A 26134-nucleotide genomic window follows, 5' to 3' on the forward strand; every position below is an offset into this window, starting at 1 on the left:
GCGTTTAAGCCTTTTGTTGTTGCTTCCGGGGGAATGAGGAACATATGTCGTACGTAGAGATGCCGGGCGCCAAGGTCCCGATCCGGATGTGGACGGACCCGGCGACGGTCGAGGACGTGGCCCTGCGCCAGCTCCAGAACGTGGCGACCCTGCCGTGGATCAAGGGCCTGGCCGTGATGCCGGACGTCCACTACGGGAAGGGCGCGACGGTCGGCTCGGTCATCGCGATGCGGGGCGCGGTCTGCCCGGCGGCGGTCGGGGTGGACATCGGCTGCGGGATGTCGGCGGTGAAGACGTCCCTGACCGCGAACGATCTGCCCGGAGACCTGTCGCGGCTGCGGTCGAAGATCGAGCAGGCGATACCGGTGGGGCGGGGGATGCACGACGAGCCCGTGGAGCCGGGGGACTTCCACGGGCTGGCGACGGCCGGGTGGGACGACTTCTGGGGGCGGTTCGACGGGATCGCGGAAGCGGTCAAATTCCGTCAGGAACGCGCCTGGAAGCAGATGGGAACGCTCGGAAGCGGAAACCATTTTGTCGAAGTGTGCACGGATGTGGACGGTTCCGTGTGGCTGATGCTCCACTCCGGCTCCCGGAACATCGGCAAGGAACTCGCCGAGCACCACATCGGCGTGGCCCAGAAACTCCCGCACAACCAGGGCCTGGTCGACCGCGACCTCGCCGTGTTCGTCTCGGACACCCCGCAGATGGCGGCCTACCGCAACGACCTGTTCTGGGCGCAGGAGTACGCCAAGTACAACCGCACGCTCATGATGGCGCTCCTCAAGGACGTGATCCGCAAGGAGTTCAAGAAGGCGAAGCCGACCTTCGAGCAGGAGATCTCCTGCCACCACAACTACGTGGCGGAGGAGCGGTACGAGGGCATGGACCTGCTCGTGACCCGTAAGGGCGCGATCCGGGCCGGCTCCGGCGAGTACGGCATCATCCCCGGCTCGATGGGCACGGGGTCGTACATCGTGAAGGGCCTCGGCAACGAGCTGGCCTTCAACTCGGCCTCGCACGGCGCGGGTCGGCGGATGAGCCGTAACGCGGCCAAGCGGCGCTTCTCGACCAAGGACCTGGAAGAGCAGACCCGGGGCGTGGAGTGCCGCAAGGACTCCGGCGTCGTGGACGAGATCCCGGGCGCCTACAAGTCGATCGACCAGGTCATCGACCAGCAGCGGGACCTGGTGGAGGTCGTGGCCAAGCTGAAGCAGGTCGTCTGCGTCAAGGGCTGACCTGGAGCGAGTCCAGCCAGCGCAGCAGGCGGTTGCCCTCGCGGGTCATGATGTCCGGGTCGCGGAGGGCGTTGGTCAGGAGGGACATGCCCTGGTAGGCGCAGACCAGGGTGAGGGCGAGGTCGTCGGGGGACGGTAGGCCCCACTCGCGGAACTGGGTGGCCGTCCAGTCCAGCAGGCGGCGGATCACCGCGCCGGCCTCCGCGTCGAGGGTGCCGTCCGCGCGCTTGTCGAGTTCGACGGCCAGGGTGCCGGTGGGGCAGCCGTGGCGGGCGGCGACCTCGCGTTGGGCCACCCAGGCCTCGATCAGGGCCTTGAGGCGGTCGCGCGGGTCGGGCAACCGGTCCAGGCCGCGGGTGAGTTCGTCCAGGTGGGCCCGGTGTTCCGAGAGGGCGGCCTGGACGAGCTCGTCTTTTGTTTTGAAGTAGTAGTAGACGTTTCCCACCGGGACGTCGGCCTCGCGGGCGATGTCGGCGAGCGTGGTGCGCTCTATGCCCTGTTCGTGCAGGACCCGCGCCGCCGCCGCCGTGAGTCGTTGGCGCTTCTGTGACGCCTGTACCCGTCGATCCACTGAGTTTGTCACCTGACTGACTATAGACAGGTGGGGGTGGGGGCGTGCTAGCGTCCCTTGTTAGTTAGGTAGCTAACTCACTCAGGGGGTTGTGATGATCGTCGTGACGGGTGCCACCGGGAACATCGGGCGGGTGCTGGTGCGGTTGCTCGCCGGGGGCGGTGAGGAGGTCGTTGCCGTGTCGCGGGGGGACGGGGCGGGCGAGGACCTGGCCGGGGTGCGGTGGGTCCGGGGCGGGGTCGGGGACGCCGGGAGCCTGCGGCCCGCGCTCGACGGTGCGCGGGCGGTGTTTCTCTTGCTGGGGGGTGAGCTGAACTTCCGCGGGGAGGCGCCCGAGGCCGTGACGAAGACGGTCGCGGATGCCGGGGTCGAGCGGATCGTGCTCGTGTCCTCGCAGGTCGCCGCCACCCGGCCGGACGCGTCCTCGCACGACCGGCTGCGGGAGTTCGAGAGTGCGGTGCGGGCGTCGGGGCGGGAGTTCACCGTTCTGCGGCCTGCGGGGTTCGCGTCCAACGCGTTCGCCTGGGCCGAGTCCGTCCGTACCCGGCGCACCGTCCACGCGCCCTTCGGCGATGTCGCGCTGCCCGTGGTCGACCCGGCGGACATCGCCGCCGTGGCCGCCGCCGCGCTGCGCGAGGAGGGGCACGCGGGCCGGGTGTACGAGCTGACCGGGCCCGAGTTGATCAGTCCGCGTGGGCAGGCCGAGGTCATCGGGGCGGCCCTCGGTGAGGAGGTGGGGTTCGTGGAGCTGTCCCGGGCGGAGGCGCACGCGGGGATGGCGCGGTTCATGCCGGAGCAGGTCGTCGCGGGCACGCTGGACGTGCTCGGCGCGCCGCTGCCCGCCGAGCAGAAGGTCAGCCCCGATGTGGAGGCGGTGCTGCGCAGGCCGGCGGCGCCGTTCTCGGCGTGGGTCGCGCGCAGCCTGCCCGCGTTCGCCTAGCCGCTACTTCGCGTGCCGTACCGCGTAGATCATGATGAACGCGATGAAGTGGATACCGAAGAGAAAGTAGGCCAGGAAGTACCAGACCTGGCGTTCGTCCTTGGTCTCCTGGGCCAGGCGCCGCTTCTCCAGGGACTCCAGGGACTCCAGGGATTCCGAGGAGTCGTCGGGGCTCGTCACAGTTCCCGGTGGACCTTCGTGTTGGACGCCTGGGCGCGCGGGCGCAGGACCAGGAGGTCGACGTTGACGTGGCTGGGGCGGGTCACCGCCCAGGCGATGGTCTCGGCGACGTCGTCGGCGGTGAGGGGTTCGGCGACGCCCTGGTAGACCTTCTCCGCCTTCTCCTGGTCGCCGCCGAAGCGGGTGAGGGCGAACTCCTCCGTCTTGACCATGCCGGGGGCGATCTCGATGACCCGGACCGGCTGGCCGACGATCTCCAGGCGGAGGGTCTCGGCGAGGACGTGGGCGCCGTGCTTGGCGGCGACATAGCCGGCGCCGCCCTCGTAGGTGCCGTGGCCGGCGGTGGAGGAGACGACCACGACCACGCCGTCCCCGCTCGCGACCAGCTTCGGCAGCAGGGCCTGGGTGAGGTTCAGGGTGCCGATGACGTTGGTCTCGTACATCGCGCGCCAGTCGGCCGGGTCGCCGGTGGCCACCGGGTCGGCGCCGAGGGCGCCGCCCGCGTTGTTGACGAGGACGCCGATCGTCTGGAAGGCGGTGGCGAACTCGTCGACGGCGGCGCGGTCGGTGACGTCCAGCTGGTAGGCGACGGCCGAGTGGCCGGCCTGGGTGAGTTCCTCGGCGAGGGCTTCGATGCGGTCCTTGCGGCGGGCGGTGAGGACGACGCGGTAGCCGGCCGTGGCGAGCTGCCGGGCCGTGGCGGCGCCGATGCCGCTGCTCGCGCCGGTGACGACGGCGATGCGGGAGGCGGCGGACGGGGCGGCGGTGGCCATGGCTGCTCCTGGGGCTGCGTCGGGGTGGTGTGCGACCGAGGTTCCGTCCAGCGTAAGTGACCTTCAGCCGGCGTCTCGTGGCGCCCACATGATGACGGCCGTCCCGGCGAGGCAGATCAGCGCGCCGGTGATGTCCCAGCGGTCGGGGCGGTAGCCGTCGGCGAGCACGCCCCACAGGAGGGATCCGGCCACGAAGATCCCGCCGGAGGCGGCGAGGACGCGGCCGAAGTGGGCGTCCGGCCGGAAGGTGGCGACGAAGCCGTACGCGCCGAGGGCGACGGCGAAGAGGGCGGCGGAGCGCAGGAGCGGCATGGGGCCGGCTTCGCGGGCGGGGGTGGTGTCACCTGTTGGAGGGCGCCTGGTGGGCGGCTCGCGTGGCATACATCCGTACGGCAGTCGTACCCGCGGCGGTGCGGCGCGTGAGCGAGGAGTGGTGAGGGGCGTGCGGATGCGGGCGTGGGTGTTGTCCGGGGTGTGTGCCGGGGCCGTGCTGGTGCCGGGGGTCGCGGTGGCCGCTCCGGCTCCGCAGGCCGATCTCGCCTTCCACGGGAGCGCGGTGCTGGAGGGGGACCGGGTGGAGGTGTTGCTGACCCCGCGCAACAACGGGCCCGCCGAGGTCTCGGACGCGACGGTCCGGCTGCGCTGGTCGGTGGAGCTGGCCGACGAGCAGGAGCTGCCCGCGCGGTGTGCGCGGGAGGACGAGCGGACGGTGCTGTGCGGGACGGGGGCGCTGGCCGTGGACGCGGCGGGGGAGCAGCTGCGGCTGCCGGTACGGCTGCGGGAGCGGCCTGCGGAGCTGACGCTGGAGATCGACACCGCGTGGAGCGCGGGGGTGACGGACGAGGACCGGACGAACGACCGGATGGCGGTGCTCGTGCTGGCGACCGGGGACTCGTACTCCTTCTGACTCCCTGAGCCGCTCCCTGGCTAGGCGGGGTTCTGCGCGTCGTAGCGTTCGCGGGCGGTGCGGACCTCGTCGAAGTGGGTCTCGGCCCAGTCCTTCACCGCGGTGAGCAGGCCGGCGAGGCTGGCGCCGAGCGGGGTGAGGGCGTAGTCGACGCGGACCGGGACGGACGGGGTGACCGTGCGGCTGATGATGCCGTCCCGTTCCAGGGCGCGCAGGGTCTGGGTGAGCATCTTGGGGCTGACGCCGGCGATCTTGCGGCCGAGGTCGCTGTAGCGCAGGGGGCCGGGGGCCAGGGCGGAGACGACGAGGCTGACCCACTTGTCGCTGAGCCGTCCGAGGAGCTGGTTGGTGGGGCAGCCGCGGATGAAGGCGTCGTATGCGGCGCGGGCCTGTTCGCGGCGTTGGGCGGCGGTCATGGTGGCCATGGCTCTCCTCCGGGTCGGCTACGCACTCTCAGGTAACTACTTACCGATGGATAGTAGCTCTCCTACGGTTGGCGGTGCGGCCGGAAAGGTGCCGCGGACCCGTCAAGTGGCTTGATTTCGAGGAGAGTTGTCATGCGTGCAGCAGTGGTGAGGGTGTTCGGCGGTCCGGACGCGGTGGAGATCGCGGAGGTGCCGGTGCCGGAGCCGGGGGCGCGGCAGGTGCGGATCAGGGTGGCCGCGGGGGCGCTGAACCCCGTGGACGCGGGGGTGCGCGCCGGCTTCTTCGGCGGGGCCGGCAAGACCCTCGGGCTCGGCTGGGACGTCGCCGGGACGGTGGACGCGGTCGGTGTGGCCGCTGCCTGGCAGGTCGGGGACCCGGTGGTGGCGCTGGTGCCGGGGGTGGCCGATCCGCTGGGGGCGCACGCCGAGTATGTCGTCGTGGCCGCGGACGCGGTGGCGAAGGCGCCGGCCACGGTGGACGCCGTGCACGCGGGCACCCTGCCGCTGAACGGGGTGACCGCGCTCCAGGCGCTGGATCTGCTGGATCTCGCGCCGGGTGCGTCCCTGCTGGTGACCGGGGCGGCGGGCGCGGTCGGCGGTTTCGCCGTGCAGCTGGCCGCGCACCGGGGGCTGGAGGTGACCGGGCACGGCCGGGCGGGCGACGAGGAGCTGGTGCGCTCGCTGGGCGCCGCGCGCTTCACGGCGGACGGGGTCGCGCCGGGGAGTGCGGACGCGGTGCTGGACGCGGCGGTGCTGGGCGAGGCGGCCCTGGAGTGGGTGCGGGACGGGGGCGCGTACGTCGGGGTGCGGCCCGGGGCGCAGCCCGGTCCGGTGCGCGGGGTGCGGACGGGGGCCGTGGAGGTGGCCGCGGACGGGGCGGGGCTGGCGGAGCTGGTCCGGCTGGTGGACGAGGGGGTGCTGACCCTGCGGGTGGCCGAGACCTATGCCTTGGCGGAGGCGGCCGAGGCGCACGCCCGGCTGGCGGAGGGCGGGGTGCGGGGGCGGCTGGTGCTGGTGCCCTGACTCGCGGGAGAGGGGGCGGAATAGCCGGGGGAGGGGGACCGTTCCAGGGGTATAGTTGAACGGTCAACAACCTGGAGGGTGAGCGACCATGCAGTTCGGGATCTTCACGGTCGGCGACGTCACGCCGGACCCCACCACGGGGCGGACCCCGACCGAGCGCGAGCGGATCAAGGCCATGGTCGCCATCGCGCTCAAGGCCGAGGAGGTCGGGCTCGACGTCTTCGCCACCGGCGAGCACCACAACCCGCCGTTCGTGCCGTCCTCCCCGACCACCATGCTCGGCTACATAGCCGCGCGGACGGAGAAGCTGATCCTCTCCACGTCCACCACGCTGATCACCACCAACGACCCGGTGAAGATCGCGGAGGACTACGCGATGCTCCAGCACCTGGCCGACGGGCGGGTGGACCTGATGATGGGCCGCGGCAACACCGGACCGGTGTATCCGTGGTTCGGCCAGGACATCCGGGAGGGCATCAACCTCGCCATCGAGAACTACGCCCTGCTGCGCCGCCTGTGGCGCGAGGACGTCGTCGACTGGGAGGGCAAGTTCCGCACCCCGCTGCAGGGCTTCACCTCCACCCCGCGCCCGCTGGACGACGTGCCGCCGTTCGTCTGGCACGGCTCCATCCGCTCGCCGGAGATCGCCGAACAGGCCGCGTACTACGGCGACGGCTTCTTCCACAACAACATCTTCTGGCCCGCCGACCACACCAAGCGGATGGTGGAGTTCTACCGGAAGCGGTACGCCCACTACGGGCACGGCACCCCGGAACAGGCGATCGTCGGCCTGGGCGGCCAGGTGTTCATGCGGAAGAACTCGCAGGACGCGGTACGGGAGTTCCGGCCGTACTTCGACAACGCGCCGGTGTACGGCCACGGGCCCTCGCTGGAGGAGTTCACCGAGCAGACCCCGCTGACCGTGGGCTCCCCGCAGCAGGTGATCGAGAAGACCCTGTCCTTCCGCGAGTACGCCGGCGACTACCAGCGCCAGCTGTTCCTGATGGACCACGCGGGACTGCCGCTGAAGACCGTACTGGAGCAGCTCGACATGCTCGGCGAGGAGGTCGTGCCGGTGCTGCGCGAGGAGTTCGCCCAGGGGCGTCCGGCGGACGTGCCGGAGGCGCCGACCCACCAGTCCCTGCTCGCCGCGAAGGAGAAGGAGGCGGCCACCGTATGAACGAGCGCATGAAGACTGTCGTCGTGTCCGCGGGACTGGGCGTCCCGTCCTCCACCCGGCTGCTCGGCGACCGGCTGGCCGCCGCCGTCGACCGGCACACGCCGGTGGACACCGAGGTGATCGAGCTGCGGGAACTCGCGGTCGAGATCGCGCACAACTTCACCAACGGGTTCGCGGGCAAGAACCTCGCCGCCGCGCAGGACGCGGTGGCGGGGGCCGACGGGCTGATCGTCGTGACCCCGGTGTTCAGCGCGTCGTACAGCGGGTTGTTCAAGTCGTTCTTCGACGTGCTGGACAAGGACGTACTGGCCGGGAAGCCGGTGCTGATCGCGGCGACCGGGGGCACGGCGCGGCACTCGCTGGTGCTGGAGCACGCGCTGCGGCCGCTCTTCGCCTACCTGCGGGCCGTGGTCGTACCGACCGGCGTGTATGCCGCATCGGAGGACTGGGGCGCCGCGGAGGGGCTGGCCGAGCGGATCGAGCGGGCGGCGGGGGAGCTGGCCGCGCTGATGCCGTCGGCTCCGCGGCGGGGCGAGGAGGCCGTGGTGCCCTTCGCGGAACAGCTGGCCAGGCTCGCCTCCTAGGCGCCGCCGAGGAGACGGCAGGGCGGTGGGGCGGGTTGCCGTTGTGACGGTGAGAGGGCGGTAAAAAGGGTGATCACAGGCCCGGCGAGGCCGGTCCGACCGCCGGAGGCCTTGGCACACTGGCTCCGTGCCCCAGACTGTGCTGCTCGCCGAAGACGACCGTGCCATCCGACATGCCCTGGAGCGTGCCCTGACGCTGGAGGGGTACCGGGTGACGGCGGTCGCCGACGGCGTGGAAGCGCTGGCGCAGGCCCACAAGAACCCGCCGGACGTCCTCGTGCTCGACGTGATGATGCCGGGCATCGACGGCCTCCAGGTCTGCCGGGTGCTGCGGGCCGAGGGTGACCGGACGCCGATCCTGATGCTCACCGCCCTGGTGGAGACCGCCGACCGCATCGCGGGCCTGGACGCCGGCGCCGACGACTACGTGGTCAAGCCGTTCGACGTCGAGGAGGTCTTCGCCCGGCTGCGCGCGCTGCTGCGCCGTACCAGCCCGGCGCCCGCAGCCGGCTCCGGTGCCGCGCCGGAGAGCGCCGTGCGCGAGGCGCAGGTCTCCGACCGGCAGGTGGAGGCCGCCGGCATCCGCATGGACCTACAGGCCCGCCGGGCCTGGCGCGGCCGGCGCGAGCTGGAGCTGACCCGCACCGAGTTCGAGCTGCTGGAACTGCTGGCGCGCAACGCCGGCATCGTCCTCGACCACTCCACGATCTACGACCGGATCTGGGGGTACGACTTCGGGCCCGGCTCCAAGAACCTCGCCGTCTACGTCGGCTACCTGCGCCGCAAGCTGGACGAGCCCGGAGCCCCGCAGCTGATCCACACCGTGCGGGGCGTGGGTTACGTGCTCAGGGAGGACTAGGTGGGCCGCCGCTGGCGGCTGCCGGCCGGGCCCCGGCCGAAGCTGGTCTCCCTGCGCACCACCTTCGCGGTCTCCTTCGCCGCCGTCACCGCCGCCGTCACGATCCTCGTCGGCATCCTGTCGTACAACTCCGCCGCCCGGCTCGTCCGCGTCGACCAGCAGTCGGTGTTCACGCAGGTCGTGCAGGACGTGCGGGACGAGGTACGGCAGCACGCGATGAGCCCCGACGACTTCTCCTCCTCCCGCCCCGGCCACGACGTGGTCCGCCCCGCCCGCACCGACGTGCAGGTGCTCGGCGCGCAGGGGCAGATCATGGACCACGGCAGTCCGGTGCTGCCCGTCACCTCCCGGGACCGGGACATGGCCGTCGCGCGGACGGCCGGGCGGGTGGTCCAGCACAAGGACGTACGGGTGGACGCGGACCTGTTCCGCATCGCCACCGTCTCGCTCGGCGACGGGCGCGGAGCGGTGCAGGTCGCGCAGGAGTTCAGCGACACCGAGGACCTGCTGCGGGCACTCCAGCAGCGGACGCTGATGCTGATGGCGGCGGTCGTGGTGGCGGCCGGGCTGTTCGGGTGGTGGCTGGCCCGGCGGATCACCCGGCGCCTGGTGGTCCTCACCTCCGCCGCCGAGGACGTCGCCCGCACCCGGCAGCTGGACATCCAGGTGCCGGTGGCCGGTCTGGACGAGGTGGGGCGGCTGGGCCGGGCCTTCGACCGGATGCTGGGCCGGCTCGCGCAGTCGGAGGAGGACCAGCGCAGGCTGGTGCAGGACGCCGGGCACGAACTGCGCACCCCGCTCACCTCCCTGCGTACGAACATCTCGCTGCTCCGGCGCATCGACGAACTCCCGCCCGACACCCGGGAGGAACTGGTCGCCGACCTCTCCCAGGAGGCCAGGGAACTGACCGACCTGGTCAACGAGCTGGTCGACCTCGCCGCCGGGCAGTCCGACGCCGAGCCGCCCCAGCGGGTGGACCTCGCCGACCTCGCCGAGGACGTCGTCGGGCTGGCCAGACGCCGTACCGGCCGGGACGTGGTGCTGAGCGCGAGCGGTGACACGACGACCGACGGACGGCCCGGGATGCTCCAGCGTGCCATCTCCAACCTGGTCGAGAACGCGGCCAAGTTCGACCGGGACGGCAAGGCGCCGATCGAGGTCCGCATCACCGGACCCGCCCGGCCGGGCACGGTACGGGTGGAGGTGCGGGACCGGGGGCCCGGGATCGCCGAGGGCGACCTCGTCCGCATCTTCGACCGCTTCTACCGCGCAGCCGACGCCCGCTCCCAGCCCGGCTCGGGCCTCGGCCTCTCCATCGTCCGCGAGGTCGCCATGGCCCACGGCGGGGCCCCGTTCGCCTACCGGCGCGAGGGCGGCGGCGCGGTCATCGGATTCACGGTCGGGGGCGGGATCGTGCCCGGCGCCGGCAGGGGTGAGTAGGTGTCCCACGACGCCGGGTGGAAGGGTGAGCCCTCCGGCCGCGCTCAGTTCGCCTGGCCGCGCCGGGCCGCCGTCAGGTGCCAGGCCAGGTTGCCCACCGCCGCCCCGGCGGCCACGGCGGCGACGATCACCCCGCCGGTGGCGAGGCCGTCGCTGAACAGGTGCGGGCGCCGGTCCAGGCTGTGCAGCCCGAAGCCGCACAGCTCGTACACGCCGACGGCGGCGATGACCAGGCTGACGACCAGCACGGTCAGCGTCGGCGCCAGATCGCGCGCGCAGACCTCCGTACCGGGCTCCGCTTCCGTGGTGTCCTGCATGGGTCCCCCGTTGAACAGACGTGTGAACAGCCCGGCGGGCGTGGGCGATTGGGAACCTACAATACGTAGGGTCGGTTAGGGTCGACGCCGTGCGGATCTACATCAGCGTGGACATGGAAGGCATCACCGGGCTCGTCGACGCCGACGACGTCCAGCCGGGCGGCCGGGACTACGAGCGGGGCCGCACCATGATGGCCGAGGACGTGAACGCCGCCGTACGGGGCGCGCTGGCGGCCGGGGCGACCGGCGTCCTCGTCAACGACGCCCACGGGCCGATGCGCAACCTGCTCCCCGAGGCGCTGCACCCGGCGGCCCGCCTGGTACGCGGCAAGCCCAAGCAGCTCGGCATGCTGGAGGGCCTGACCGGGGAGTACGACGCCGCGCTGTGCGTCGGCTACCACTCCCGGGCCGGGGCACCGGGCGTGCTCAGCCACAGCTTCATGGGCCACGAGATCGAGGACATGTGGCTGGACGGCCGCCCGGTCGGTGAGATCGGGCTCGCCCATGCCACGGCGGCGGCCCTCGGGGTGCCCGTGGTGGTCCTCACGGGTGACGACACGGCGTGCGCGGAGATGACGGAGTGGGACGCGTCGGTCGTGACCGTCCCGGTGAAGTACGCCCATGACCGGTTCGCGGCCGAGCTGCGGCCGGCCGCGCAGGCACGCGAGGCCATCGAGGAGGCGGTCGCCCGGGCGCTGACCCCGGCCCCGGCCCGCCCGGCGCCGTCCGCCGCCGAGGCGACCCTCACCGTGCGCTGGCAGTCCGCCTCGGTCGCAGGCACCCTGCTCGGCATCCCCGGCGTGACCGCCGAGGACACGCGGACGGTCCGGGCGAGCGGCCCGCTGCCCGCGCTGTACCGGCAGTTCGGGGTGTGGATGCGGGTGGCGGCCTCCCTCACCAACCAGGCGCCGTACTGCTGACCTTGCCGGCTCGAGGGCCGTACTGACCTCACCGCCTGCCCCTGAGGAACAGCGCGCCGGCCAGGGTGCCGAGGAGGACGACGGCCGCGTTCGCCGCGATCGCGGTCCTCAGTCCGCCGAGGACGGCCACGGCGCCCGTACCGGACATGGCGGCGGTGGCGACGGCGCTCATCACCGGCGTACCCATGGTGATGCCGATCTGCTGGGTCATCGTGGCGAGCCCGGTGGCCAGGCCCTGTTCGTCGTCGGCGAGACCGGACGTGGCCGTCACCATGAAGCCGACGATGACCAGCATGTTCCCGACACCGCCCGCGAAGGTCGCGGCCAGCAGCAGCCACAGCGAGGAACGGCCGGTGCCGAGCCCGAGCAGGGCCGCCGTGAACACGGCCTGGACCAGACCGCCCGCCAGCAGCGCCCGCGTGGCGCCGAACCCGCCGATCCACCGCGGGGCCAGCGCACCGCCGACGACCGTCCCCGCGCCCAGCACCCCGAAGGACAGCCCGGCCGCCAGCGGGGAGAAGCCGAGCACCTCCTGGAGGTACAGGGTCAGCAGGAACACCAGGGACGTCTCGGTGAGGAACGCGACCAGACCGGCGAGGTTGCCCCACGCCACCGACCGCCTCCCCAGCACGTGCGGCGGCACCAGCGGCGCGGCCACCCGGCGTTCCACGGCCGCGAACACCCCGAGCAGCACCACCCCGGCCGCGAGCGGCAGCAACGTGGCCGGCGCACCCCAGCCGTGCTCACCGGCCTGCGTCAGACCGAGGACGACCGCCAGCAGCCCGAGCGTGACCGTCACGGCACCCGGCACGTCCAGCTTCGGGCGCTCGGCGGGCCGGGACTCGGCGATGACCGCGGGCGCGACGAGGAGCACGACGAGCGCCACCGGCACGTTGACGAAGAACGCCCACCGCCAGGACAGCAGGTCCGTCAGCAGCCCGCCGAGGATCGCGCCCGTGGTGAAACCGGCCGACATCAGCGCCCCGTTGAGGCCGAGCGCCTTCTCCCGCAGCGGGCCCTCCGGGAAGGACGTCGTCAGCAGCGACAACCCGGCCGGGGTGACCGCCGCGGTGGCCAGCCCCTGGCACACCCGGGCCGCGATCAGCACCTCGGGGCTCTGTGCCAGCCCGCCCGCCAGCGAGGCCGCGCCCAGCACGAGGAGACCGCCCAGGAACAGCCGGCGCCGGCCGAAGAGATCGGCGACCCGCCCGAACAGCAGGGTGAACCCGGCCGCGCACAGGGCGAACGCCGTGCCGATCCACTGGAGATGGGCGAGGGAGAAGCCGAGACCCGCACCGATCACCGGCAGGGCCACGTTCAGGATGGAGAAGTCCACGGCCAGCATGAACTGTGCCGCGAGCAGCAGCACGAGCACCAGGCGGAGCCGGGGGGTCAGGACCGGGGGCGCGCCGGCCGGTCGGCGAGTGTCGGTGACGGACATGGCGAGGTGGTCCCCTCTGTGCGGTGGAGTTTCCGGGCACGAACCTCGCCCCTTCCGGCCACCGCAGCCAGAACCCCCGTACGACCGGCCGCCGCGAGGGTGGTCATCGCATGACCACCCTCGGGTGTCCCGTTCACCCCCTCGGGCGGGCAGGATGGACGGCGACCGCCCCACACCCCGGAGGCCCGCATGAACGCGTCGACCGAGCTGGGAGACTTCCTGAAGTCCCGCCGTGCCGCGGTGCGGCCGGAGGACGTCGGCATCGCGACCACGCCGGCCCGCCGCCGGGTCGCCGGACTGCGCCGCGAGGAACTGGCCCTGCTCGCGGGCGTCAGCATCACCCACTACACCCGCCTCGAACAGGGCCGCGCGGCCGGTGTCTCCGACTCCGTGCTGGACGCGATCGCCCGCACCCTCAAGCTCACCGAGGACGAGACCGCCCACCTCCGGGACCTGGCCCGGCCCGCCCGGCGCCGCCCGGCCGCGCCCCGCGCCGAACACGCGACCCCCTCGGCCCGCCGGCTGCTCGCCGCCATGACGGACGTACCGGCGCTCCTCCTGGACCGGCGCGGTGACGTCCTCGCCTGGAACCGGCTCGGCCACGCCCTGCTCGCCCCGCACCTGCCGTGGGAGTCCCCGGACATCCCCGCCGACCGCCCCAACCTCGTCCGCATGCTGTTCCTGGACGAGCGCTACCGGGCCCTGTACACCGACTGGAAGGAGGAGGCCCACCTCGCGGTCGCCTCCCTGCGCCTGGTCGCCGGCCGGCACCCCGACGACCGGGCACTGGCCGAGCTGATCGGCCGACTGTCCATCCAGAGCGACGAGTTCACCGCCCTGTGGGCCCGGCACCCGGTCCGCACCTGCACCTCGGGCAGCAAGTCCCTGCGCCATCCGGCCGTCGGCGCCCTGGAGCTGGGCTTCGAGAACCTGTGCCTCCCGGGCACCGGGGGCCGGCGCCTGATCACCTACACCGCCGAACCCGGCACCCCGTCCGACGCGGCCCTGCGCCTGCTGGCGGCTACGACGGCCCCCAGGGCGACCGCCACCGAGCCGGGACCGCCCGCCCTGGACGCGCGGTGAGCGGTCGCGGTCACGTGCGGGCGCCGGCCCCGAGGACGTCGAGCATGGCCCGGGTGGCCGGGCTGGGATTGAAGCGGCTCCACGCCAGACACTCCACGCGGTGCGGCCCGTCGACCACCGGGACCAGTGCCAGCGCGGGATCGTCCGCGGCCAGCGGCCGGATGAACGCCGAGGGCAGCAGCGCGACGCCGAGTCCGCGCGCCACCAGCCGGGTGATCAGCTCCACCACACCGGCCTCGTACGCCACATCGCGGACCAGTCCCGCCGCGGCGAACGCCTGATCCGACTGGGCCCGGGCGGGCGTACCGGCCACGAAGTCCACGAACGTCTCGTCGGCGATCTCCCGCAGCGTCACCCGGGCCGCCCCCGCCAGCCGGTGCCCGGCCGCCACGACCAGGACGTGCGCGTCGTGGGCGAGGACGAGGCTCTCCACCCCGGAGGGCCGCTGGTCCTCCGGCAGCCCCAGGAAGGCGATGTCCAGGTCCCCGCTCCGGATCGCCGCCGCCAGTTCGTCGCTGCGCCCGGACCGGAGCATCACCCGGACCTGCGGGTGCTGGGCCCGGTACCGCTGCAACACCTCCGCCACGTCCACGGCGGCGGTGGTCACGATCACGCCGACGGCCAGCCGCCCCCGTACCACTCCGGCCGCGGCGGACGCGTCGGCCATCGCCCTCTCGGCGGCGGCCAGCGCCTCCCGCGCTCGGGCCACGAACGCCTCGCCGGCGCTGGTGAGTTCGACCCGCCGGCTGGACCGCGCGAACAGCCGTGCCCCCAACTCCCGCTCCAGCGCGGCGATCCGGTGACTGAGCGAGGACTGCACCACGAAACAGCGTTCGGCGGCCCGGGTGAAGTTACGGGTCTCGGCGACGGCGACGACGTACCGCATCTGCTGGAGGTCCACGCGATCATCGTTGTCGTTCATGGCTGCGATGACAACCATGTCTTGGACGCATGGCGGGTCGCCCGCCGAGACTTCCTGACATGCCCCCGTACACCCACCGGCCGGCCACCGTCCTGCTGACCGCCCTCGCCCCCGCCGCCTGGGGCACGACCTACGTCGTCACCAGCGAACTCCTCCCGCCCGGGCACCCGTTGTTCGCCGGCCTCATGCGCGCCCTGCCCGCCGGACTGCTCGGCCTGGCGCTCACCCGCGTCCTGCCGCGCGGCAACTGGTGGTGGAAGGCCGTCGTCCTCGGCCTGCTCAACATCGGCGGAATGCCCCTGCTGTTCGTGGCGGCCCAGCGGCTCCCCGGCGGTGTCGCCGCCACCCTCGGCGCCACCCAGCCGCTGCTGGTCGCCGCCCTGGCCATCGCCGTCCTCCACGACCGGCCGACCGCCTGGCGCTGGGCCTGGGGCGTGCTCGGCGTGGCCGGCGTCGGACTCGTCGTCCTCGGGCCGCACGCCCGGCTCGACGCCGTAGGGGTGCTCGCCGGTCTCGGCCATACGGCGACCATGGCCGGCGGGGTCGTCCTCAGCAGGCGCTGGGGCCGGCCGGCGGGGGTCGGTCCGCTGACCCTGGCCGGCTGGCAACTCACGGTCGGCGGACTGCTCCTGCTCCCGCCGACCCTGCTGTTCGAGGGGCTGCCCGAGCGGATCGACGCGGGTGCCGTCGGCGGTTACCTGTGGCTCGGCAGCATGGGCGGCCTGATCGCGTACACCCTCTGGTTCCGCGGCCTGGCCACCCTCCCGGTCGGCGCCTCCGCGCCCCTGGTGCTGCTCTCCCCGCTGGTCGCCACCGTCATCGGCACGGCCCGCGGCGAGTCCCTGACCCTGCCCCAGAGCTGCGGCTTCGTCCTGGCCCTGGTGGCGCTGCTGGCCGCACAACTCAACCCACCGCGGCCAGGAAACTCCCCCCGCCGTGGCCAGGAATCTCCGGCCCGCCGTGGCCGGGAATCTCCGGCCCGCCGTGGCCGGGAATCTCAGATCCACCGCGGCCAGGAAGCCCCGACCCACCGCGGACAAGAAGAAGACCCAACCCCCCGCGGACAAGAAGGAGAACGGATCCCATGAGCACAGGTATGACGATCGCGGTCCTCGGCGCCACCGGAACGGTCGGCAGCCGGGTCGTCGCCGAGGCCGTCGCACGCGGCCACCGGGTGCTGGCCCTGTCCCGGAAGCCGACGAGCGAGCACCCGGACGTGACACCGGTCCCGGTCGACGCGCACGACCCGGACGCCGTGCGCGAGGCGCTCGCGGACTCGGGCGCGGACGCCGTCGTGGTGACCGTACGCACCCACCCGGTGGACGAGGACTTCCTGCTCGGCACCACCCGGACCGTCCTGGACGCGGCCGCGCGGCTGGGGGCCCGCGTCCTGGTGGTAGGCGGGGCCGGCGCCCTGCGCAGCCCCGGCGCGCCCGGCCTCCTGGTCGCCGACGACCCGGCCCACGTCCCGCCGCGGTTGCAGCCGGTCGCCGCCGCCGGAGTGGCCCAGCTCCGGACCTGCCGGGCCCACGCCCACACCGACTGGGTCTACCTCAGCCCCCCGGCCCTCCTCGAGCCCGGCACCCGCACCGCCCGCTACCGCCGGGGCACCGACACCCTGCTCACCACGGCCGACGGCCGGTCCTGGATCAGCACGGAGGACCTGGCCGTGGCCGCCCTGGACGAACTGGAGAACCCGGGCGACGACCGGCACATCACGGTCGTCCACGCCGGGGAGGAGTGAGGCGCGGCCGGCTTTCGGGGCCGGTCAGCCGTCCGCCTCTGCTGCCTCCGCCCGGACGAAGACCGGCTTTCGCCAGTTCCACCAGGTCGGCGTAGCGGATCACGGAGCCGCCCGCGCCCCAGGTGCCGTCGGGCTGCTCGTGCACCAGGACCCACACGCGCAGGGCGTCGTCGGCGGTGAGGCCGGCCGCGCCCAGCACCGTCCTCGTCGCCTCCTCGACCAGGCCGGCCTTGCGGCGCTCGGACAGGGCGCCCTGCGGGACGGTGACCTCCACCAGGAAGCGCGGCGCGTCGTCCCCCGCGGTGGTCTGGGCCCCTCGGGCAGTTCCACGAGGTAGCTCCAGGCCTGGGCGTGGAAGAAGGCGGTGTCGGGGGCGCCCTCCCAGCGCAGGAGTACGGCGGCGAGGTCGCGCTGGACGGTGGTGCGGCCCTGTTCGGTGAGGGCACCGGTCGGGACGGTCAGCCGGATCATGGGCACGGCGGGGCTCCTCGGGTCGTCGGCGGCGACTGTCTATGACGGTCGTTATAAAGCGGAGCCACGCTAGACTATGACGGCCGTTATAGCCAGAGGGGACGAGTGCAGGTGGCCAAGAGCAGTACGCCGTCGCGTGAGCGGATCGTGGCCGGGGCCGCCGACATGATCAGTCGGCGGGGCCTGAGCGCCACGAGCATCCGGGAGATGGCCAAGCACGCCAGGGCGCCGCTCGGCTCGACGTACCACTACTTCCCCGAGGGCAAGCAGCAGCTGGCCACCGAAGCGGTCCGGTACACCGGCGAGTGGGTCGCCCGCGTCCTGCGCAAGGAGCTGGAGGCGGGGCCGGTGGAAGGGCTGCGGGCGTTCCTCGCCCTGTGGCGGAAGATCGTCGTGGAGAGCGACTTCCACGCCGGCTGCCCCGTCCTGGCCGTGGCCATCGAGGAACCCCCGGCCGACGGGATCCCGCCCGCACTCGCCGCCGCGGCCGAGGTGTTCGCCCAGTGGGAGACCCTGCTGGCCGACTCGCTGCGGGCCCACGGCGCCGAAGCGGAGCAGGCCGCGCAGCTCGCGACGCTCGTCGTGGCGGCCGTCGAGGGCACGGTCGCGCTGTGCCGCGCCAAGCGGAGTACGGAGCCGCTCGACCGCACCGCCGAGCAGTTGCAGGCGCTGGTCGCCGGGGCGGTCGAGGGCTGACGGAGACGCGCAGGCCCGGGTCATGCGCCGAGTGCGGTGCGTACGGCCCTGGCCTTCTCCTCCGTGAACACCCCGCTGTCCAGGAGGGAGGGGGCGGACAGCACACCGCCGCGCGACCCCCAGCTGCCCTCGCCGATCACCCGGAAGGTGACCCACCAGGCCGGAGACGGCTCGGGGAGCCCGCAGGCGTCGGCCGTCGCGGCCAGGACGCGTTCGATGACCTCGGCCCGGACCTCCTCCCGCCAGTCCCCGTCCATCACCGTCACGTCGATCACCATGACGTCGGCGCTGCCCGCATCCGCATCCGCATCGGTGTCGGTATCGGCATCCGCATCGGCGAGGAGTCGTCCGCCGATGGCCATCATGTCGGCCTCGCGTTCGGTGAAGTGCACCTGGAACCCGACCCGCGCGGCCGGCGCGAACTGTCCGACCTCCGGAACGAGGACCGCGTCCGTCAGCGTCTCGGCCAGCTCGCGGCGCTGCTCCTGGCTCAGGCGGCCCTTCGGGGCGTTCACGGCGATGATCGTCACGGCGTCCTCCTATGACAGTCGTTATAAGCGACGGCCAGGCTACACGCCTCTATAACGACTGTCATAAGCCGGGCTGTGCAGGCTCGGTAGGAGATGACCGCCGAGCGACCGACCCTCGGGCGTCATGTGGGTCATTCGACAGCGCCGCCCGAAATGGAGCCTGACCCTTGACGTCCCACGGACACGGCAGCTGAGGAACATCCGTCTCTTCAGCGGTTTCTGGCGCGGCCAGAGGGACACCCGCGCTGTTCTGCCGGCGGCAGAACACCGGCCGGACCGGGCTTGACGATCACTACCGTCCAGTCTCATGACGACGATTACGACGCGTACGGTCGAGTACCTGGCCGACGGTCTGACGATGATCGGGTACCTCGCGCTCCCGGCCGGTGTCGACCGCCGGCCCGCGGTGCTGCTCGGACCAGAGGGCATGGGGCTCAGCGACGTCGAGCGCCGCCGGGCCGATGCTCTCGCCGAGCTGGGATATGCAGCGCTGGCCTTCGACCTTCACGGCGGGCGCTATTTGGGTGACCCCGAGGAGATGCTGGCCCGGTGCCTGCCGCTGCTCGACGACCCCGACCGGATGCGGGGTATCGGCCACGCGGCGCTCGACGTACTGCGCGCCGAACCGCGGACCGACCCCGACCGGATCGCCGCCGTCGGCTACGGCACCGGTGGCGCGATCGCGCTGGAACTCGGGCGCGACGGCGTCAACCTGCGCGCGATCGCGACCGTCAACGGGCTGACCACCGGCCGACCGGACGAGGCGGCGCGCATCCGCTGCCCGGTGTGGGCCGGGGTCGGGTCGGAAGACCCCATCATGCCGCCCGCGCAACGGGACGCATTCACGGCCGAGATGCAGGCCGCGGGCGTCGACTGGCGCCTTGTGGTCTACGGCGGCGCCTTGCATGCCTTCCACCACCCGCCGGTCGACCACACCGTGCTCCCCGGCGTCGGACACCACCCACGGCATGCGCAGCGAGCCTGGCACGACGTCGTCGACCTGCTCGCCGAGTGCCTGCCCGTGACGGAGTGATCCGGTCGGTCCGAACTCGGGCACCCACTGACCAGCGCCCACCGGTCAGCACGGCAGGTTTCTGGCGTATGCGGTCCCACTGCTTCAGCGGCGACGGTGCGGCGGCCGGCGGGGCGGCTGTGATGTCCCTGCCGACCGGAGGGAGCTGCCCCGCCGCATGGCTGGAGCTGCTGTCTGTCCGGCTGCTGGGTCTGTGGAGGGCTTTAAGGTCGAGTCGGCAGAGGCCGGACGGCATGAACGAAAGCTAGGCGGAGCGCGCGTGATACGGGTAGTGGTGGTGGACGACGAGGCACTGGTCCGCTCTGGCTTCGAACTCATCCTGGGCGCGGCCGAGGACATCGAGGTCGTCGCGACCGCCGACGGGCGCGGCGCCGTGGAGACCGTACGCCGGGAGCGGCCCGGCGTGGTGCTGCTGGACATCCGCATGCCGGACGTCGACGGGCTCACCGTCCTGCGCGAGCTGCGCGCGATGCCGGATCCGCCGGTGGTGGCGATGCTGACCACGTTCGACGCCGATGACTACATCCTCACCGCGCTGCACTCCGGCGCTGCCGGTTTCCTCCTCAAGGACACCGAGCCCGAGCAGCTCGCCCACCTGGTGCGTACCCTGGCCGCGGGCGGTGTCGTGCTGTCCCCCAAGGCGTCGCGGACACTGCTGCGCGGCCACCCCGGCAGCGGGGCGGCCGTCGACGAGGAGGCGGCCCGCGTCCGGCTGCTCACAGCCCGGGAACGCGACGTCCTCGTCCTGGTGGCGGAGGGCCTGTCGAACGCGGACATCGGGGGGCGCATCCACTTGAGCACCGGCACGGTCAAGGACCACGTGAGTGCGATCCTCACGAAGCTGCGGGTGACGAGCCGGGTGCAGGCCGCGTTGCTGGCGCAGCGGGCCGGACTGCTCGACGAGCGCCCGCAGCCGCAGGTCGGACGATGAGCCGCGCCACGGCTGCGTGGAAGCGGGTTCCCACTTGGGTCGTCGACGTCCTCGTGGTGGCGGTGGCGGCCGTGGACGTATGGCTGAACATGTGGGAGCACACGCGCCTCGGTGTCGCGCCGGCCGCTGTCGGCTGCGCCGCGTTGGCGTTCCGGCGCCGGTTCCCGCTCGGCGTGTTCGTGCTCACCCTGCCCATCGCGCTGACTCAGGACGTCGCCGTCGCTGTGCTCGTGGCGCTGTTCACCCTGGCCGAACGCTCCCGCAACCGCCGTCTCCTCGCGGTGTGCGTCGCCCTGTCCGCCGTCGTGGGCAGTACCCCGTGGCCCCTGGCCGAGGCCGACCGGACCATGACGCTGGTCATCTTCGTCTACAGCCTGGCGACCGCCGCCGCACCCGTCCTCTTCGGCCAGCTCCTCCAGGCACAGCGGGACCTGGCGCGGCGGCTGGACGAGATCGAGGAGGCCAGGGAGCACGAGCGTGCCCTGCACGCCCAGGCCGTCCTCGCCCGCGAACGCGCCCAGCTGGCCCGTGAGATGCATGACGTGGTCTCCCACCAGGTCAGCCTGATCGCCGTACGGGCCGGAGCCCTCCAGGTCGCCACCAAGGACGAGAACACCAAAGAGGCCGCTCGCACGATCCGTTCGCTGAGCGTCACCACGCTTGACGAACTGCGCACCATGGTCACGCTGTTGCGCGCCTCCGGCGGCCGCGACACCGAGCTGACGCCTCAGCCCACTCTCGCCGACCTGCACAAACTGGTGGAATCAAGCGGCACTCACGCGGAGCTGACCGGTGAACTCGCGCCCGCCGTCGGCACCCCCGCCCAACGGGCCATCTACCGCACGGTCCAGGAGGCGCTGACCAACGTACGCAAGCACGCCCCGGGCGCCGCGGCCCGCGTCGAACTGTGGCAGGACGGCGACGATGTCGGAGTGACTGTCACCAACACCGCGCCCACGCGTCCCTCCCTGTCCCTGCCCGGTTCGCAACAGGGTCTGATCGGCCTGCGGGAACGGGCCGACATTCTGGATGGGACCCTGGAGTCGGGCCCGACGGCCGAGGGTGGCTACCGGGTGCGGCTGCGGATCCCGCTCGGCGGGGACTGACCGGCCAGGGCCGGGGTGAGGCCGGTGAAGAGGACTCACAGGGTGTCGTCCATGCGCGCGGCCCGAGTCACCTCGCCGAACGGCGTGAGCGCGGCGACGGCTTACCTCGATACCCAAGGCCGTACGCGCCGCCGTGGGTCATCGCGTGGGGGTCAGGAGCTGGGTGGCCGCCAGCCGCGCGTACAGCCGGTCCCGGACCACCAGTTCCTCATGACTGCCCACCGCCCGGACCCGGCCGGCTTCCATGACGACGATCCGGTCGGCTCCGGTCACTGTCGACAGGCGGTGGGCCACCACGAGCACGGTGGTCTCACGGGCCACCTCCGTGACGACGTCCCGCAGCGCCAGCTCGTTGACGGCGTCGAGCTGCGACGTCGCCTCGTCCAGGAGCAGCAGCCGGGGCCTGCGCAGCAGGGCGCGGGCGATGGCGATGCGCTGCCGTTCGCCGCCCGACAGCTTGGAGCCGCGGTGTCCGACGGGGGTGTCCAGCCCGTGGGGCAGGCGCTGGACGAGGGTGTCGAGCTTCGCTCGGGCCAGGACGTCGCGGATGTCGTCGTCCGTCGCGCCGGGCGCGGCGAAGACCAGGTTCTCCCTGAGTGTGCCGGCCAGCACCGGAGCGTCCTGTTCCACGTATCCGATGGCGGACCGTAGTCCGGACAGGGACCAGTCCCTCACGTCCTTGCCGTCGACCAGGACCCGGCCGCCGGTGGCCTCGTGGAACCGCTCGATGAGCGCGAACACCGTCGACTTGCCCGCACCGGAGGGACCGACGAAGGCCGTCATCCCGCCGCGCGGCACCTCGAAGCTCACCCGATGGTGCGTGTACGGCAGGTCCGGACGGTAGCGGAAGGACACGTCCTCGAAGCGGACCGACGCCGGACCCGGCACCGCTGCCACCTGCCTGGGCAGGCCGCCCGTCCGCCGGTCGGTGGGCTCCGTCGACAGGCGTTCCACCTGCGCGATCCGGGAGATCGCGGCCGCCCCCTCCTGATAGTGGGACACGGCGTCGACCAGCTGGGACACCGGCTCGATCAGATAGAAGAGGTACAGCAGGAAGGCGATGAGGGTGGACACGGGGATCTCCCCGGACGCAACCCGCGCCCCACCGACCCCGAGCACCGCCAGGAAGGCCAGTTGTACGGCGAGTTCGTCCGCCGAGCCGGCCACGGCCTCCCACTTCGCGCTCTTCACACCGTGCCGCCACGCCCGCCGCGCCGCAGCCTCCACCAGGGCGGTCTCCCGCTCCTCGGCACCCGACGCCTTCACCGTGCGGAACGCCCCGAAGACCCGCTCCAGCGCGATGGAGATCTCCCCGACCGCCTCCTGCGCCCGCTCGGTGGCGCGGGCGATGCGCGGCATCACCAGCGCGACGGCCCCGCCGACCAGCACGACCGCACCGAGCGTCACACCCAGCAGGACGACGTCCAGGAACCCCATCATCACGAGCGCCGCCACGAAGGACACCGCGCCGGTGGCCGCGGAGACGACCGCCTGGGTGCTGACCGCACGCAGCAGCGTGGTGTCCGAGGTGACCCGGGACATCAGATCACCCGGTGGGATCCGCTCCCACTCCGCGATCCGCAGCCGCAGCAACCGCCCCGCAAGGGTGCGCCGTGCGGCCAGGACCACCGACTCCGCCGTCCGCTCCAGCACATACGCGCCGAACGCCTCGACCGCAGTGCCCAGCAGGACCAGGACGGTGAGCGCGATCAGTATCCCGGTGATGGTCTCGCCGGAGGCGAGCCGGTCCACCAGCGCCTTCGTGGCCAGCGGCTGCAGCAGCCCCCCGGCGGCCCCGATGAGGGCGCACAGCAGGCCGAGGACCACGGCCCACCGGTGCGGGCGGACGTAGGCGTGCAGCGCCTTGATCGTTTCTCGGGCAGAGAGGGGAGTCTCATCCGTCGTCGGGGCGGATGCGGTGTTCACGAAGTTCCTTTCTCCTGCAGTGTGGCGGGCACCGCGTCAGCGGTCCGGCGCACCAGGACGTGAGCATGTCGGTTACCTCAGGGCGGACGACGAACAGGACGAAGGCGCCCGCCGCCAGCGTCAGACCGAGGAACTCCAGAGGTCCTCCTGCTTGTCGGATTGCGCACGGTGTGTCACGCCTCGATCGTGGAAGCACGTTCGACCCCGCGCCCATCCGGCAACCGTCGGGTCCACCCCCGCCGGGTGGGTGAGGAAGACCGCTGCCCGGTCGCGTCGGAGACCGGTCAGGACGAGACTCCGCCGGTCGGCAGGGTGGTATCCGCCGATCGGCGGGAGCGTTGCCGAAGGCTGCCGGATGGTCCGCCACTGACGGCCACGCGAGGTTCTCCGTATGACACGGACACAGCCTCCGCAGGAGACGTCAGGTCCCCAGGAGAACTCGCCTCCGCCGCCCCGAACCTCCCCCGAGCCCGCGGTGCCGGCCTCGCCCGGTGTCTCGACGGCACGCCTCGTGGGGGTGGATCTGGCCCGCGCACTGGCGGTGTTCGGCATGTACGTCGTGCACATCGGCCCGCCGCTGTCGGCCACGGACGGCGTCGCCAGCTGGATCCGGTACCTGGCGGACGGTCACTCCTCGGTCCTGTTCGCCACGCTCGCCGGGTTCTCGCTGATGCTGATCGCCGGCCGCCGCGAGCCCCGGACCGGCCTGGCCGGCCGGCAGGCGAAAGCGCGGATCGCGATCCGCGCCGTGGTCCTGCTGGCGCTGGGCACCGTGATGGCGATGGAGTACGGGGGAGTGATCATCCTCGGCTTCTACGGGGTCTACTTCCTGCTCGTCCTGCCCCTGGTGCGACTGCGCGCCAGGACACTCGCGATCATCGCGTCCGCGTTCGCCCTCGTCTCACCGCAGCTGGCGTTCGCCCTGACCTCGCTGCTGACTCCGTCAATCCAGCAGAGCATCAATGCCTACGACCCGCTCTACCGCCTCAGCGAGGTGGGGCTGCTCGACCTGCTGCTCACCGGCTTCTACCCGGCGCTCCCGTGGATGTCGTTCGTGATCGCGGGCATGGCACTGGGCCGCCTCGACCTGTCCTCCGGCACGGTCCAGCGGCGCCTGGCCACGCTCGGTGCCGCCCTCACCGTGACCGCGTACGGCATGTCCCTGCTGCTCGCCGGCAAGGACGCCTTGCGGAGCATGGCGGAAGACGGGTCGTCGTCGGGCGGCTCCGGTTCGATGCCCCTCGACAGCGGGTCGGTACCGCTCGACAGCGGGTCGTTCCCCGACAGGCCGGCGTCGATGCTCCTGACGGCCGGGCCGCACAGCGGCACCACGTTCGACATCATCGGCAGCGTCGGAGTCGCGATCCTCGTGATCGTCGGTGCGACGGTGGCGATGGACCGCCTGCCGCGACTGCGCCGCCTGGCGAAACCGGTCATCGCCGTGGGCACCATGTCCCTGACCGCCTACGTCGGCCACTTCCTCGCACAGTCCGCGCTGTCCGTGCCCGCCGGGACCAGCACCCAGCAATCATGGGTGCCCCTGCTCATGTTCATCCTCGGAGCCACCCTGTTCGCCGCGATCTGGTCCCGCTTCTTCCGCCGCGGCCCCTTGGAATACCTGCTCAACGCCGCCACCAAGCCGGCGAAGCACATCCGATGACACCGACCGCATCCCCTGCAAAACCCCGCCCACTACCCGAGAAACCCCAGGTCAGGGCCACACCAGGCAATAGGGCTGATGCCCCGCCTCATGCAGCCGGTGGCTGAAGTCCTGCCACTCGTGCAGCGATTGGAGGCGGTGGGGCACTGACCTGGGGTTTCTCGGTGAAGTGTGCGTTGACCTGCGGAAACTCGTCCCGGTAGTTCCCATGGGTCAGCGCCGTTTCCCGGGCTCATGTGCCCTGGATGTGCCCTGCCCTGGATGCAGAACCTGGGAAGCGCCCGCCAGCTCGGCGCATACATGAGGCCGTCTTGCTCGCTGTTTCCGATCCTGGTCCCATGGTCATTGGCCTTTGATGGGATGCGAAACGGAGGGCGCGTGAGCGGCTTACAGGTCTCCGTATGGAAGCGTTACGGCCATGACCGTCTCTACGTGAATCAGTCGGATGGCAAGAAGGTCGCATGGTTCGACCGCCGCACGGGGTATCTGGAGCTTCTGGCCGAGGAGCAGCGGGACGCGGTGCTCGACGCCCTCGCTCCCTACCTTGCAGCTTCATCTTTGCCTGTAGCGCAAAAGGCACTGCGTTCTAAAGACGACCTTGCGGGGAACCGCCCAGGGCACGCGCTGCAGACGAAGGTGGACGAACTGGCGCCCGGCTTCTGGCGGTGGGCGTTGGCCAGGTTGTCCGGTAGGCGCCTGGAGGTGGACAGCTGGCGTACCGGACTGGCCGGCGAGCGTCGTGTGGGAGTGGAGCTGGAGAGGCTGGTGCCGCGCGGCTGGCGAGTATTGCATTCCATACCCCTGGCAGGCGATGTCGACATCGACCACGTCCTGATCGGGCCGGGCGGAGTCTTTTGTGTCAACACGAAGTGCCATCGCGGGGCACGTGTGTGGGTGGGCGACGACTCGGTTCGAATAGGCGGCCAGTCGTACCCCTACGTGCGGAAAAGCCGAGCAGAGGCGCGTCGGGCGTCGGTCGCACTGACGCATGCATGTGGCTTCCCCGTCGAGGTGCAGCCGGTGCTCGCCTTCGTTGCGGTGGCAGAGCTACGGATCGTGCCGTCACTCCGGGACGTACGTGTCCTTCAGGAGCGCGACATCGCGGCGTTCAAGCGCCTCAAGACTGGCTGGGGACCGAACAAGGTCGAGTTGGTGTACACGGCGGCACGTGATCGCCGCACATGGGTTCGCTCCTAACGGTTGGCCGGGTTTCAGTCAACTTCCGCGGAACCTG

27 protein-coding genes and 2 pseudogenes are annotated in these 26134 nt (G+C 72.1%); 18 read left to right on the forward strand and 11 right to left on the reverse strand.

Annotated elements, in window-relative coordinates:
* Positions 1-44 precede the first annotated feature (44 nt).
* A complete protein-coding gene (locus ACZ4U1_RS34360; protein WP_467908087.1) occupies positions 45-1238 on the forward strand; it encodes an RtcB family protein in 1194 nt (397 codons plus the stop codon).
* Here the strand turns inward: ACZ4U1_RS34360 and ACZ4U1_RS34365 are convergent.
* Positions 1228-1809 (reverse strand): TetR/AcrR family transcriptional regulator, encoded by a 582-nt coding sequence (locus tag ACZ4U1_RS34365; RefSeq protein ID WP_467908192.1) that lies wholly within the window; start codon positions 1807-1809, stop codon positions 1228-1230. The two genes, ACZ4U1_RS34360 and ACZ4U1_RS34365, sit on opposite strands and share 11 nt — an antisense overlap.
* Positions 1810-1903: 94 nt before the next feature.
* Here ACZ4U1_RS34365 and ACZ4U1_RS34370 point away from each other — a divergent pair, with 94 nt between their 5' ends.
* Positions 1904-2749 (forward strand): SDR family oxidoreductase, encoded by an 846-nt coding sequence (locus tag ACZ4U1_RS34370; protein WP_467908088.1) that lies wholly within the window; start codon positions 1904-1906, stop codon positions 2747-2749.
* A gap of 3 nt (positions 2750-2752) precedes the next feature.
* On the opposite strand, the gene ACZ4U1_RS34375 is transcribed toward ACZ4U1_RS34370, so the two are convergent.
* The 3 genes and pseudogenes from ACZ4U1_RS34375 to ACZ4U1_RS34385 form a co-directional block, all read right to left on the reverse strand.
* Entirely contained in the window at positions 2753-2929 is a 177-nt protein-coding gene (locus tag ACZ4U1_RS34375; protein ID WP_467908089.1) for a hypothetical protein, read from the reverse strand.
* Positions 2926-3702 (reverse strand): SDR family NAD(P)-dependent oxidoreductase, encoded by a 777-nt coding sequence (locus tag ACZ4U1_RS34380; protein ID WP_467908090.1) that lies wholly within the window; start codon positions 3700-3702, stop codon positions 2926-2928. Before ACZ4U1_RS34380 ends, ACZ4U1_RS34375 begins: the two co-directional genes overlap by 4 nt.
* Before the next feature lie 63 nt (positions 3703-3765).
* Positions 3766-3996: pseudogene (locus tag ACZ4U1_RS34385) on the reverse strand (YnfA family protein); the annotation flags it as partial.
* A 154-nt stretch (positions 3997-4150) separates the two neighbouring features.
* Between ACZ4U1_RS34385 and ACZ4U1_RS34390 the strand changes: the two are divergent.
* Positions 4151-4609, forward strand: coding sequence for a hypothetical protein (locus ACZ4U1_RS34390; protein WP_467908193.1), 459 nt, complete (start codon positions 4151-4153; stop codon positions 4607-4609).
* A gap of 20 nt (positions 4610-4629) precedes the next feature.
* Here ACZ4U1_RS34390 and ACZ4U1_RS34395 read toward each other — a convergent pair whose 3' ends face one another.
* On the reverse strand, positions 4630-5034 hold the full coding sequence (locus ACZ4U1_RS34395; protein ID WP_467908091.1) for a winged helix-turn-helix transcriptional regulator: 405 nt from the start codon (positions 5032-5034) through the stop codon (positions 4630-4632).
* Between the two features lie 132 nt (positions 5035-5166).
* Between ACZ4U1_RS34395 and ACZ4U1_RS34400 the strand changes: the two genes are divergently transcribed.
* From ACZ4U1_RS34400 to ACZ4U1_RS34420, 5 genes are all read left to right on the forward strand, one after another.
* Complete coding sequence (locus ACZ4U1_RS34400) at positions 5167-6057, forward strand: zinc-binding dehydrogenase (protein WP_467908092.1); 891 nt, start codon at positions 5167-5169, stop codon at positions 6055-6057.
* 88 nt (positions 6058-6145) lie between these two features.
* Positions 6146-7237 carry an LLM class flavin-dependent oxidoreductase gene (locus ACZ4U1_RS34405; protein WP_467908093.1) on the forward strand — a complete coding sequence of 364 codons (1092 nt, stop codon included), beginning with the start codon at positions 6146-6148 and terminating at the stop codon, positions 7235-7237.
* Positions 7238-7245: 8 nt separating this feature from the next.
* Positions 7246-7821 (forward strand): FMN reductase, encoded by a 576-nt coding sequence (locus ACZ4U1_RS34410; protein ID WP_467908194.1) that lies wholly within the window; start codon positions 7246-7248, stop codon positions 7819-7821.
* Positions 7822-7960: 139 nt separating this feature from the next.
* The gene (locus tag ACZ4U1_RS34415) at positions 7961-8680 is read left to right on the forward strand and encodes a response regulator transcription factor (protein ID WP_467908195.1); all 720 of its coding nucleotides are present in this window, start codon (positions 7961-7963) and stop codon (positions 8678-8680) included.
* Positions 8681-10120, forward strand: coding sequence for a sensor histidine kinase (locus ACZ4U1_RS34420; RefSeq protein ID WP_467908094.1), 1440 nt, complete (start codon positions 8681-8683; stop codon positions 10118-10120).
* A gap of 44 nt (positions 10121-10164) precedes the next feature.
* Here the strand turns inward: ACZ4U1_RS34420 and ACZ4U1_RS34425 are convergent, their stop codons facing one another.
* The gene (locus ACZ4U1_RS34425) at positions 10165-10437 is read right to left on the reverse strand and encodes a hypothetical protein (RefSeq protein ID WP_467908095.1); all 273 of its coding nucleotides are present in this window, start codon (positions 10435-10437) and stop codon (positions 10165-10167) included.
* 89 nt (positions 10438-10526) lie between these two features.
* On the opposite strand from ACZ4U1_RS34425, the gene ACZ4U1_RS34430 reads away from it, so the two are divergent.
* Positions 10527-11357, forward strand: a complete 831-nt coding sequence (locus tag ACZ4U1_RS34430) for a M55 family metallopeptidase (RefSeq protein WP_467908096.1) — start codon at positions 10527-10529, stop codon at positions 11355-11357.
* 28 nt (positions 11358-11385) lie between these two features.
* On the opposite strand, the gene ACZ4U1_RS34435 is transcribed toward ACZ4U1_RS34430, so the two are convergent.
* A complete protein-coding gene (locus tag ACZ4U1_RS34435; RefSeq protein ID WP_467908097.1) occupies positions 11386-12798 on the reverse strand; it encodes an MFS transporter in 1413 nt (470 codons plus the stop codon).
* A 189-nt stretch (positions 12799-12987) separates the two neighbouring features.
* Here ACZ4U1_RS34435 and ACZ4U1_RS34440 point away from each other — a divergent pair, with 189 nt between their 5' ends.
* Positions 12988-13881, forward strand: coding sequence for a helix-turn-helix transcriptional regulator (locus ACZ4U1_RS34440; protein ID WP_467908098.1), 894 nt, complete (start codon positions 12988-12990; stop codon positions 13879-13881).
* A gap of 10 nt (positions 13882-13891) precedes the next feature.
* Here the strand turns inward: ACZ4U1_RS34440 and ACZ4U1_RS34445 are convergent, their stop codons facing one another.
* The gene (locus ACZ4U1_RS34445; protein WP_467908196.1) at positions 13892-14782 is read right to left on the reverse strand and encodes a LysR family transcriptional regulator; all 891 of its coding nucleotides are present in this window, start codon (positions 14780-14782) and stop codon (positions 13892-13894) included.
* A gap of 80 nt (positions 14783-14862) precedes the next feature.
* Between ACZ4U1_RS34445 and ACZ4U1_RS34450 the strand changes: the two genes are divergently transcribed.
* Together ACZ4U1_RS34450 and ACZ4U1_RS34455 are read left to right on the forward strand one after the other, a co-directional pair.
* Complete coding sequence (locus ACZ4U1_RS34450; protein WP_467908099.1) at positions 14863-15891, forward strand: EamA family transporter; 1029 nt, start codon at positions 14863-14865, stop codon at positions 15889-15891.
* Positions 15888-16547, forward strand: a complete 660-nt coding sequence (locus ACZ4U1_RS34455) for an NAD(P)-dependent oxidoreductase (protein ID WP_467908100.1) — start codon at positions 15888-15890, stop codon at positions 16545-16547. The genes ACZ4U1_RS34450 and ACZ4U1_RS34455 overlap by 4 nt, the downstream gene beginning before the upstream one ends.
* Positions 16548-16614: 67 nt before the next feature.
* On the opposite strand, the pseudogene ACZ4U1_RS34460 reads toward ACZ4U1_RS34455, so the two are convergent.
* Positions 16615-17024, reverse strand: a pseudogene (locus tag ACZ4U1_RS34460) (tautomerase family protein); the annotation flags it as partial.
* 105 nt (positions 17025-17129) lie between these two features.
* Between ACZ4U1_RS34460 and ACZ4U1_RS34465 the strand changes: the two are divergent.
* Positions 17130-17714, forward strand: a complete 585-nt coding sequence (locus ACZ4U1_RS34465) for a TetR/AcrR family transcriptional regulator (protein ID WP_467908101.1) — start codon at positions 17130-17132, stop codon at positions 17712-17714.
* Between the two features lie 20 nt (positions 17715-17734).
* On the opposite strand, the gene ACZ4U1_RS34470 is transcribed toward ACZ4U1_RS34465, so the two are convergent.
* Positions 17735-18244: a tautomerase family protein gene (locus ACZ4U1_RS34470; RefSeq protein ID WP_467908102.1), complete on the reverse strand. Its 510-nt coding sequence runs from the start codon at positions 18242-18244 to the stop codon at positions 17735-17737.
* Positions 18245-18551: 307 nt separating this feature from the next.
* Here ACZ4U1_RS34470 and ACZ4U1_RS34475 point away from each other — a divergent pair, with 307 nt between their 5' ends.
* The 3 genes from ACZ4U1_RS34475 (at position 18552) to ACZ4U1_RS34485 (ending at position 21314) form a co-directional block, all read left to right on the forward strand.
* Positions 18552-19277: a dienelactone hydrolase family protein gene (locus ACZ4U1_RS34475; protein ID WP_467908103.1), complete on the forward strand. Its 726-nt coding sequence runs from the start codon at positions 18552-18554 to the stop codon at positions 19275-19277.
* A gap of 259 nt (positions 19278-19536) precedes the next feature.
* Positions 19537-20208, forward strand: coding sequence for a response regulator (locus tag ACZ4U1_RS34480; RefSeq protein WP_467908104.1), 672 nt, complete (start codon positions 19537-19539; stop codon positions 20206-20208).
* Positions 20205-21314 carry a sensor histidine kinase gene (locus ACZ4U1_RS34485; RefSeq protein ID WP_467908105.1) on the forward strand — a complete coding sequence of 370 codons (1110 nt, stop codon included), beginning with the start codon at positions 20205-20207 and terminating at the stop codon, positions 21312-21314. The genes ACZ4U1_RS34480 and ACZ4U1_RS34485 overlap by 4 nt, the downstream gene beginning before the upstream one ends.
* Positions 21315-21452: 138 nt before the next feature.
* Here ACZ4U1_RS34485 and ACZ4U1_RS34490 read toward each other — a convergent pair whose 3' ends face one another.
* Positions 21453-23240, reverse strand: coding sequence for an ABC transporter ATP-binding protein (locus tag ACZ4U1_RS34490; protein WP_467908106.1), 1788 nt, complete (start codon positions 23238-23240; stop codon positions 21453-21455).
* Positions 23241-23631: 391 nt separating this feature from the next.
* Here ACZ4U1_RS34490 and ACZ4U1_RS34495 point away from each other — a divergent pair, with 391 nt between their 5' ends.
* On the forward strand, positions 23632-24900 hold the full coding sequence (locus ACZ4U1_RS34495; protein ID WP_467908107.1) for a DUF418 domain-containing protein: 1269 nt from the start codon (positions 23632-23634) through the stop codon (positions 24898-24900).
* Between the two features lie 378 nt (positions 24901-25278).
* Complete coding sequence (locus tag ACZ4U1_RS34500; RefSeq protein ID WP_467908108.1) at positions 25279-26097, forward strand: nuclease-related domain-containing protein; 819 nt, start codon at positions 25279-25281, stop codon at positions 26095-26097.
* Positions 26098-26134 lie beyond the last annotated feature (37 nt).

The sequence above is a fragment of the Streptomyces sp. NPDC028928 genome, from assembly GCF_055564915.1.

What these genes read in the sequence shown, in the direction of transcription:
- ACZ4U1_RS34360 (WP_467908087.1), top strand. Translation starts at nt 45, where the DNA reads ATGTCGTACGTAGAGATGCCGGGCGCCAAGGTCCCGATCCGGATGTGG.
- ACZ4U1_RS34370 (WP_467908088.1), top strand. Translation starts at nt 1,904, where the DNA reads ATGATCGTCGTGACGGGTGCCACCGGGAACATCGGGCGGGTGCTGGTG.
- ACZ4U1_RS34380 (WP_467908090.1), bottom strand. Translation starts at nt 3,702, where the DNA reads ATGGCCACCGCCGCCCCGTCCGCCGCCTCCCGCATCGCCGTCGTCACC.
- ACZ4U1_RS34390 (WP_467908193.1), top strand. Translation starts at nt 4,151, where the DNA reads ATGCGGGCGTGGGTGTTGTCCGGGGTGTGTGCCGGGGCCGTGCTGGTG.
- ACZ4U1_RS34395 (WP_467908091.1), bottom strand. Translation starts at nt 5,034, where the DNA reads ATGGCCACCATGACCGCCGCCCAACGCCGCGAACAGGCCCGCGCCGCA.
- ACZ4U1_RS34400 (WP_467908092.1), top strand. Translation starts at nt 5,167, where the DNA reads ATGCGTGCAGCAGTGGTGAGGGTGTTCGGCGGTCCGGACGCGGTGGAG.
- ACZ4U1_RS34405 (WP_467908093.1), top strand. Translation starts at nt 6,146, where the DNA reads ATGCAGTTCGGGATCTTCACGGTCGGCGACGTCACGCCGGACCCCACC.
- ACZ4U1_RS34410 (WP_467908194.1), top strand. Translation starts at nt 7,246, where the DNA reads ATGAAGACTGTCGTCGTGTCCGCGGGACTGGGCGTCCCGTCCTCCACC.
- ACZ4U1_RS34425 (WP_467908095.1), bottom strand. Translation starts at nt 10,437, where the DNA reads ATGCAGGACACCACGGAAGCGGAGCCCGGTACGGAGGTCTGCGCGCGC.
- ACZ4U1_RS34435 (WP_467908097.1), bottom strand. Translation starts at nt 12,798, where the DNA reads ATGTCCGTCACCGACACTCGCCGACCGGCCGGCGCGCCCCCGGTCCTG.
- ACZ4U1_RS34440 (WP_467908098.1), top strand. Translation starts at nt 12,988, where the DNA reads ATGAACGCGTCGACCGAGCTGGGAGACTTCCTGAAGTCCCGCCGTGCC.
- ACZ4U1_RS34450 (WP_467908099.1), top strand. Translation starts at nt 14,863, where the DNA reads ATGCCCCCGTACACCCACCGGCCGGCCACCGTCCTGCTGACCGCCCTC.
- ACZ4U1_RS34455 (WP_467908100.1), top strand. Translation starts at nt 15,888, where the DNA reads ATGAGCACAGGTATGACGATCGCGGTCCTCGGCGCCACCGGAACGGTC.
- ACZ4U1_RS34475 (WP_467908103.1), top strand. Translation starts at nt 18,552, where the DNA reads ATGACGACGATTACGACGCGTACGGTCGAGTACCTGGCCGACGGTCTG.
- ACZ4U1_RS34485 (WP_467908105.1), top strand. Translation starts at nt 20,205, where the DNA reads ATGAGCCGCGCCACGGCTGCGTGGAAGCGGGTTCCCACTTGGGTCGTC.
- ACZ4U1_RS34495 (WP_467908107.1), top strand. Translation starts at nt 23,632, where the DNA reads ATGACACGGACACAGCCTCCGCAGGAGACGTCAGGTCCCCAGGAGAAC.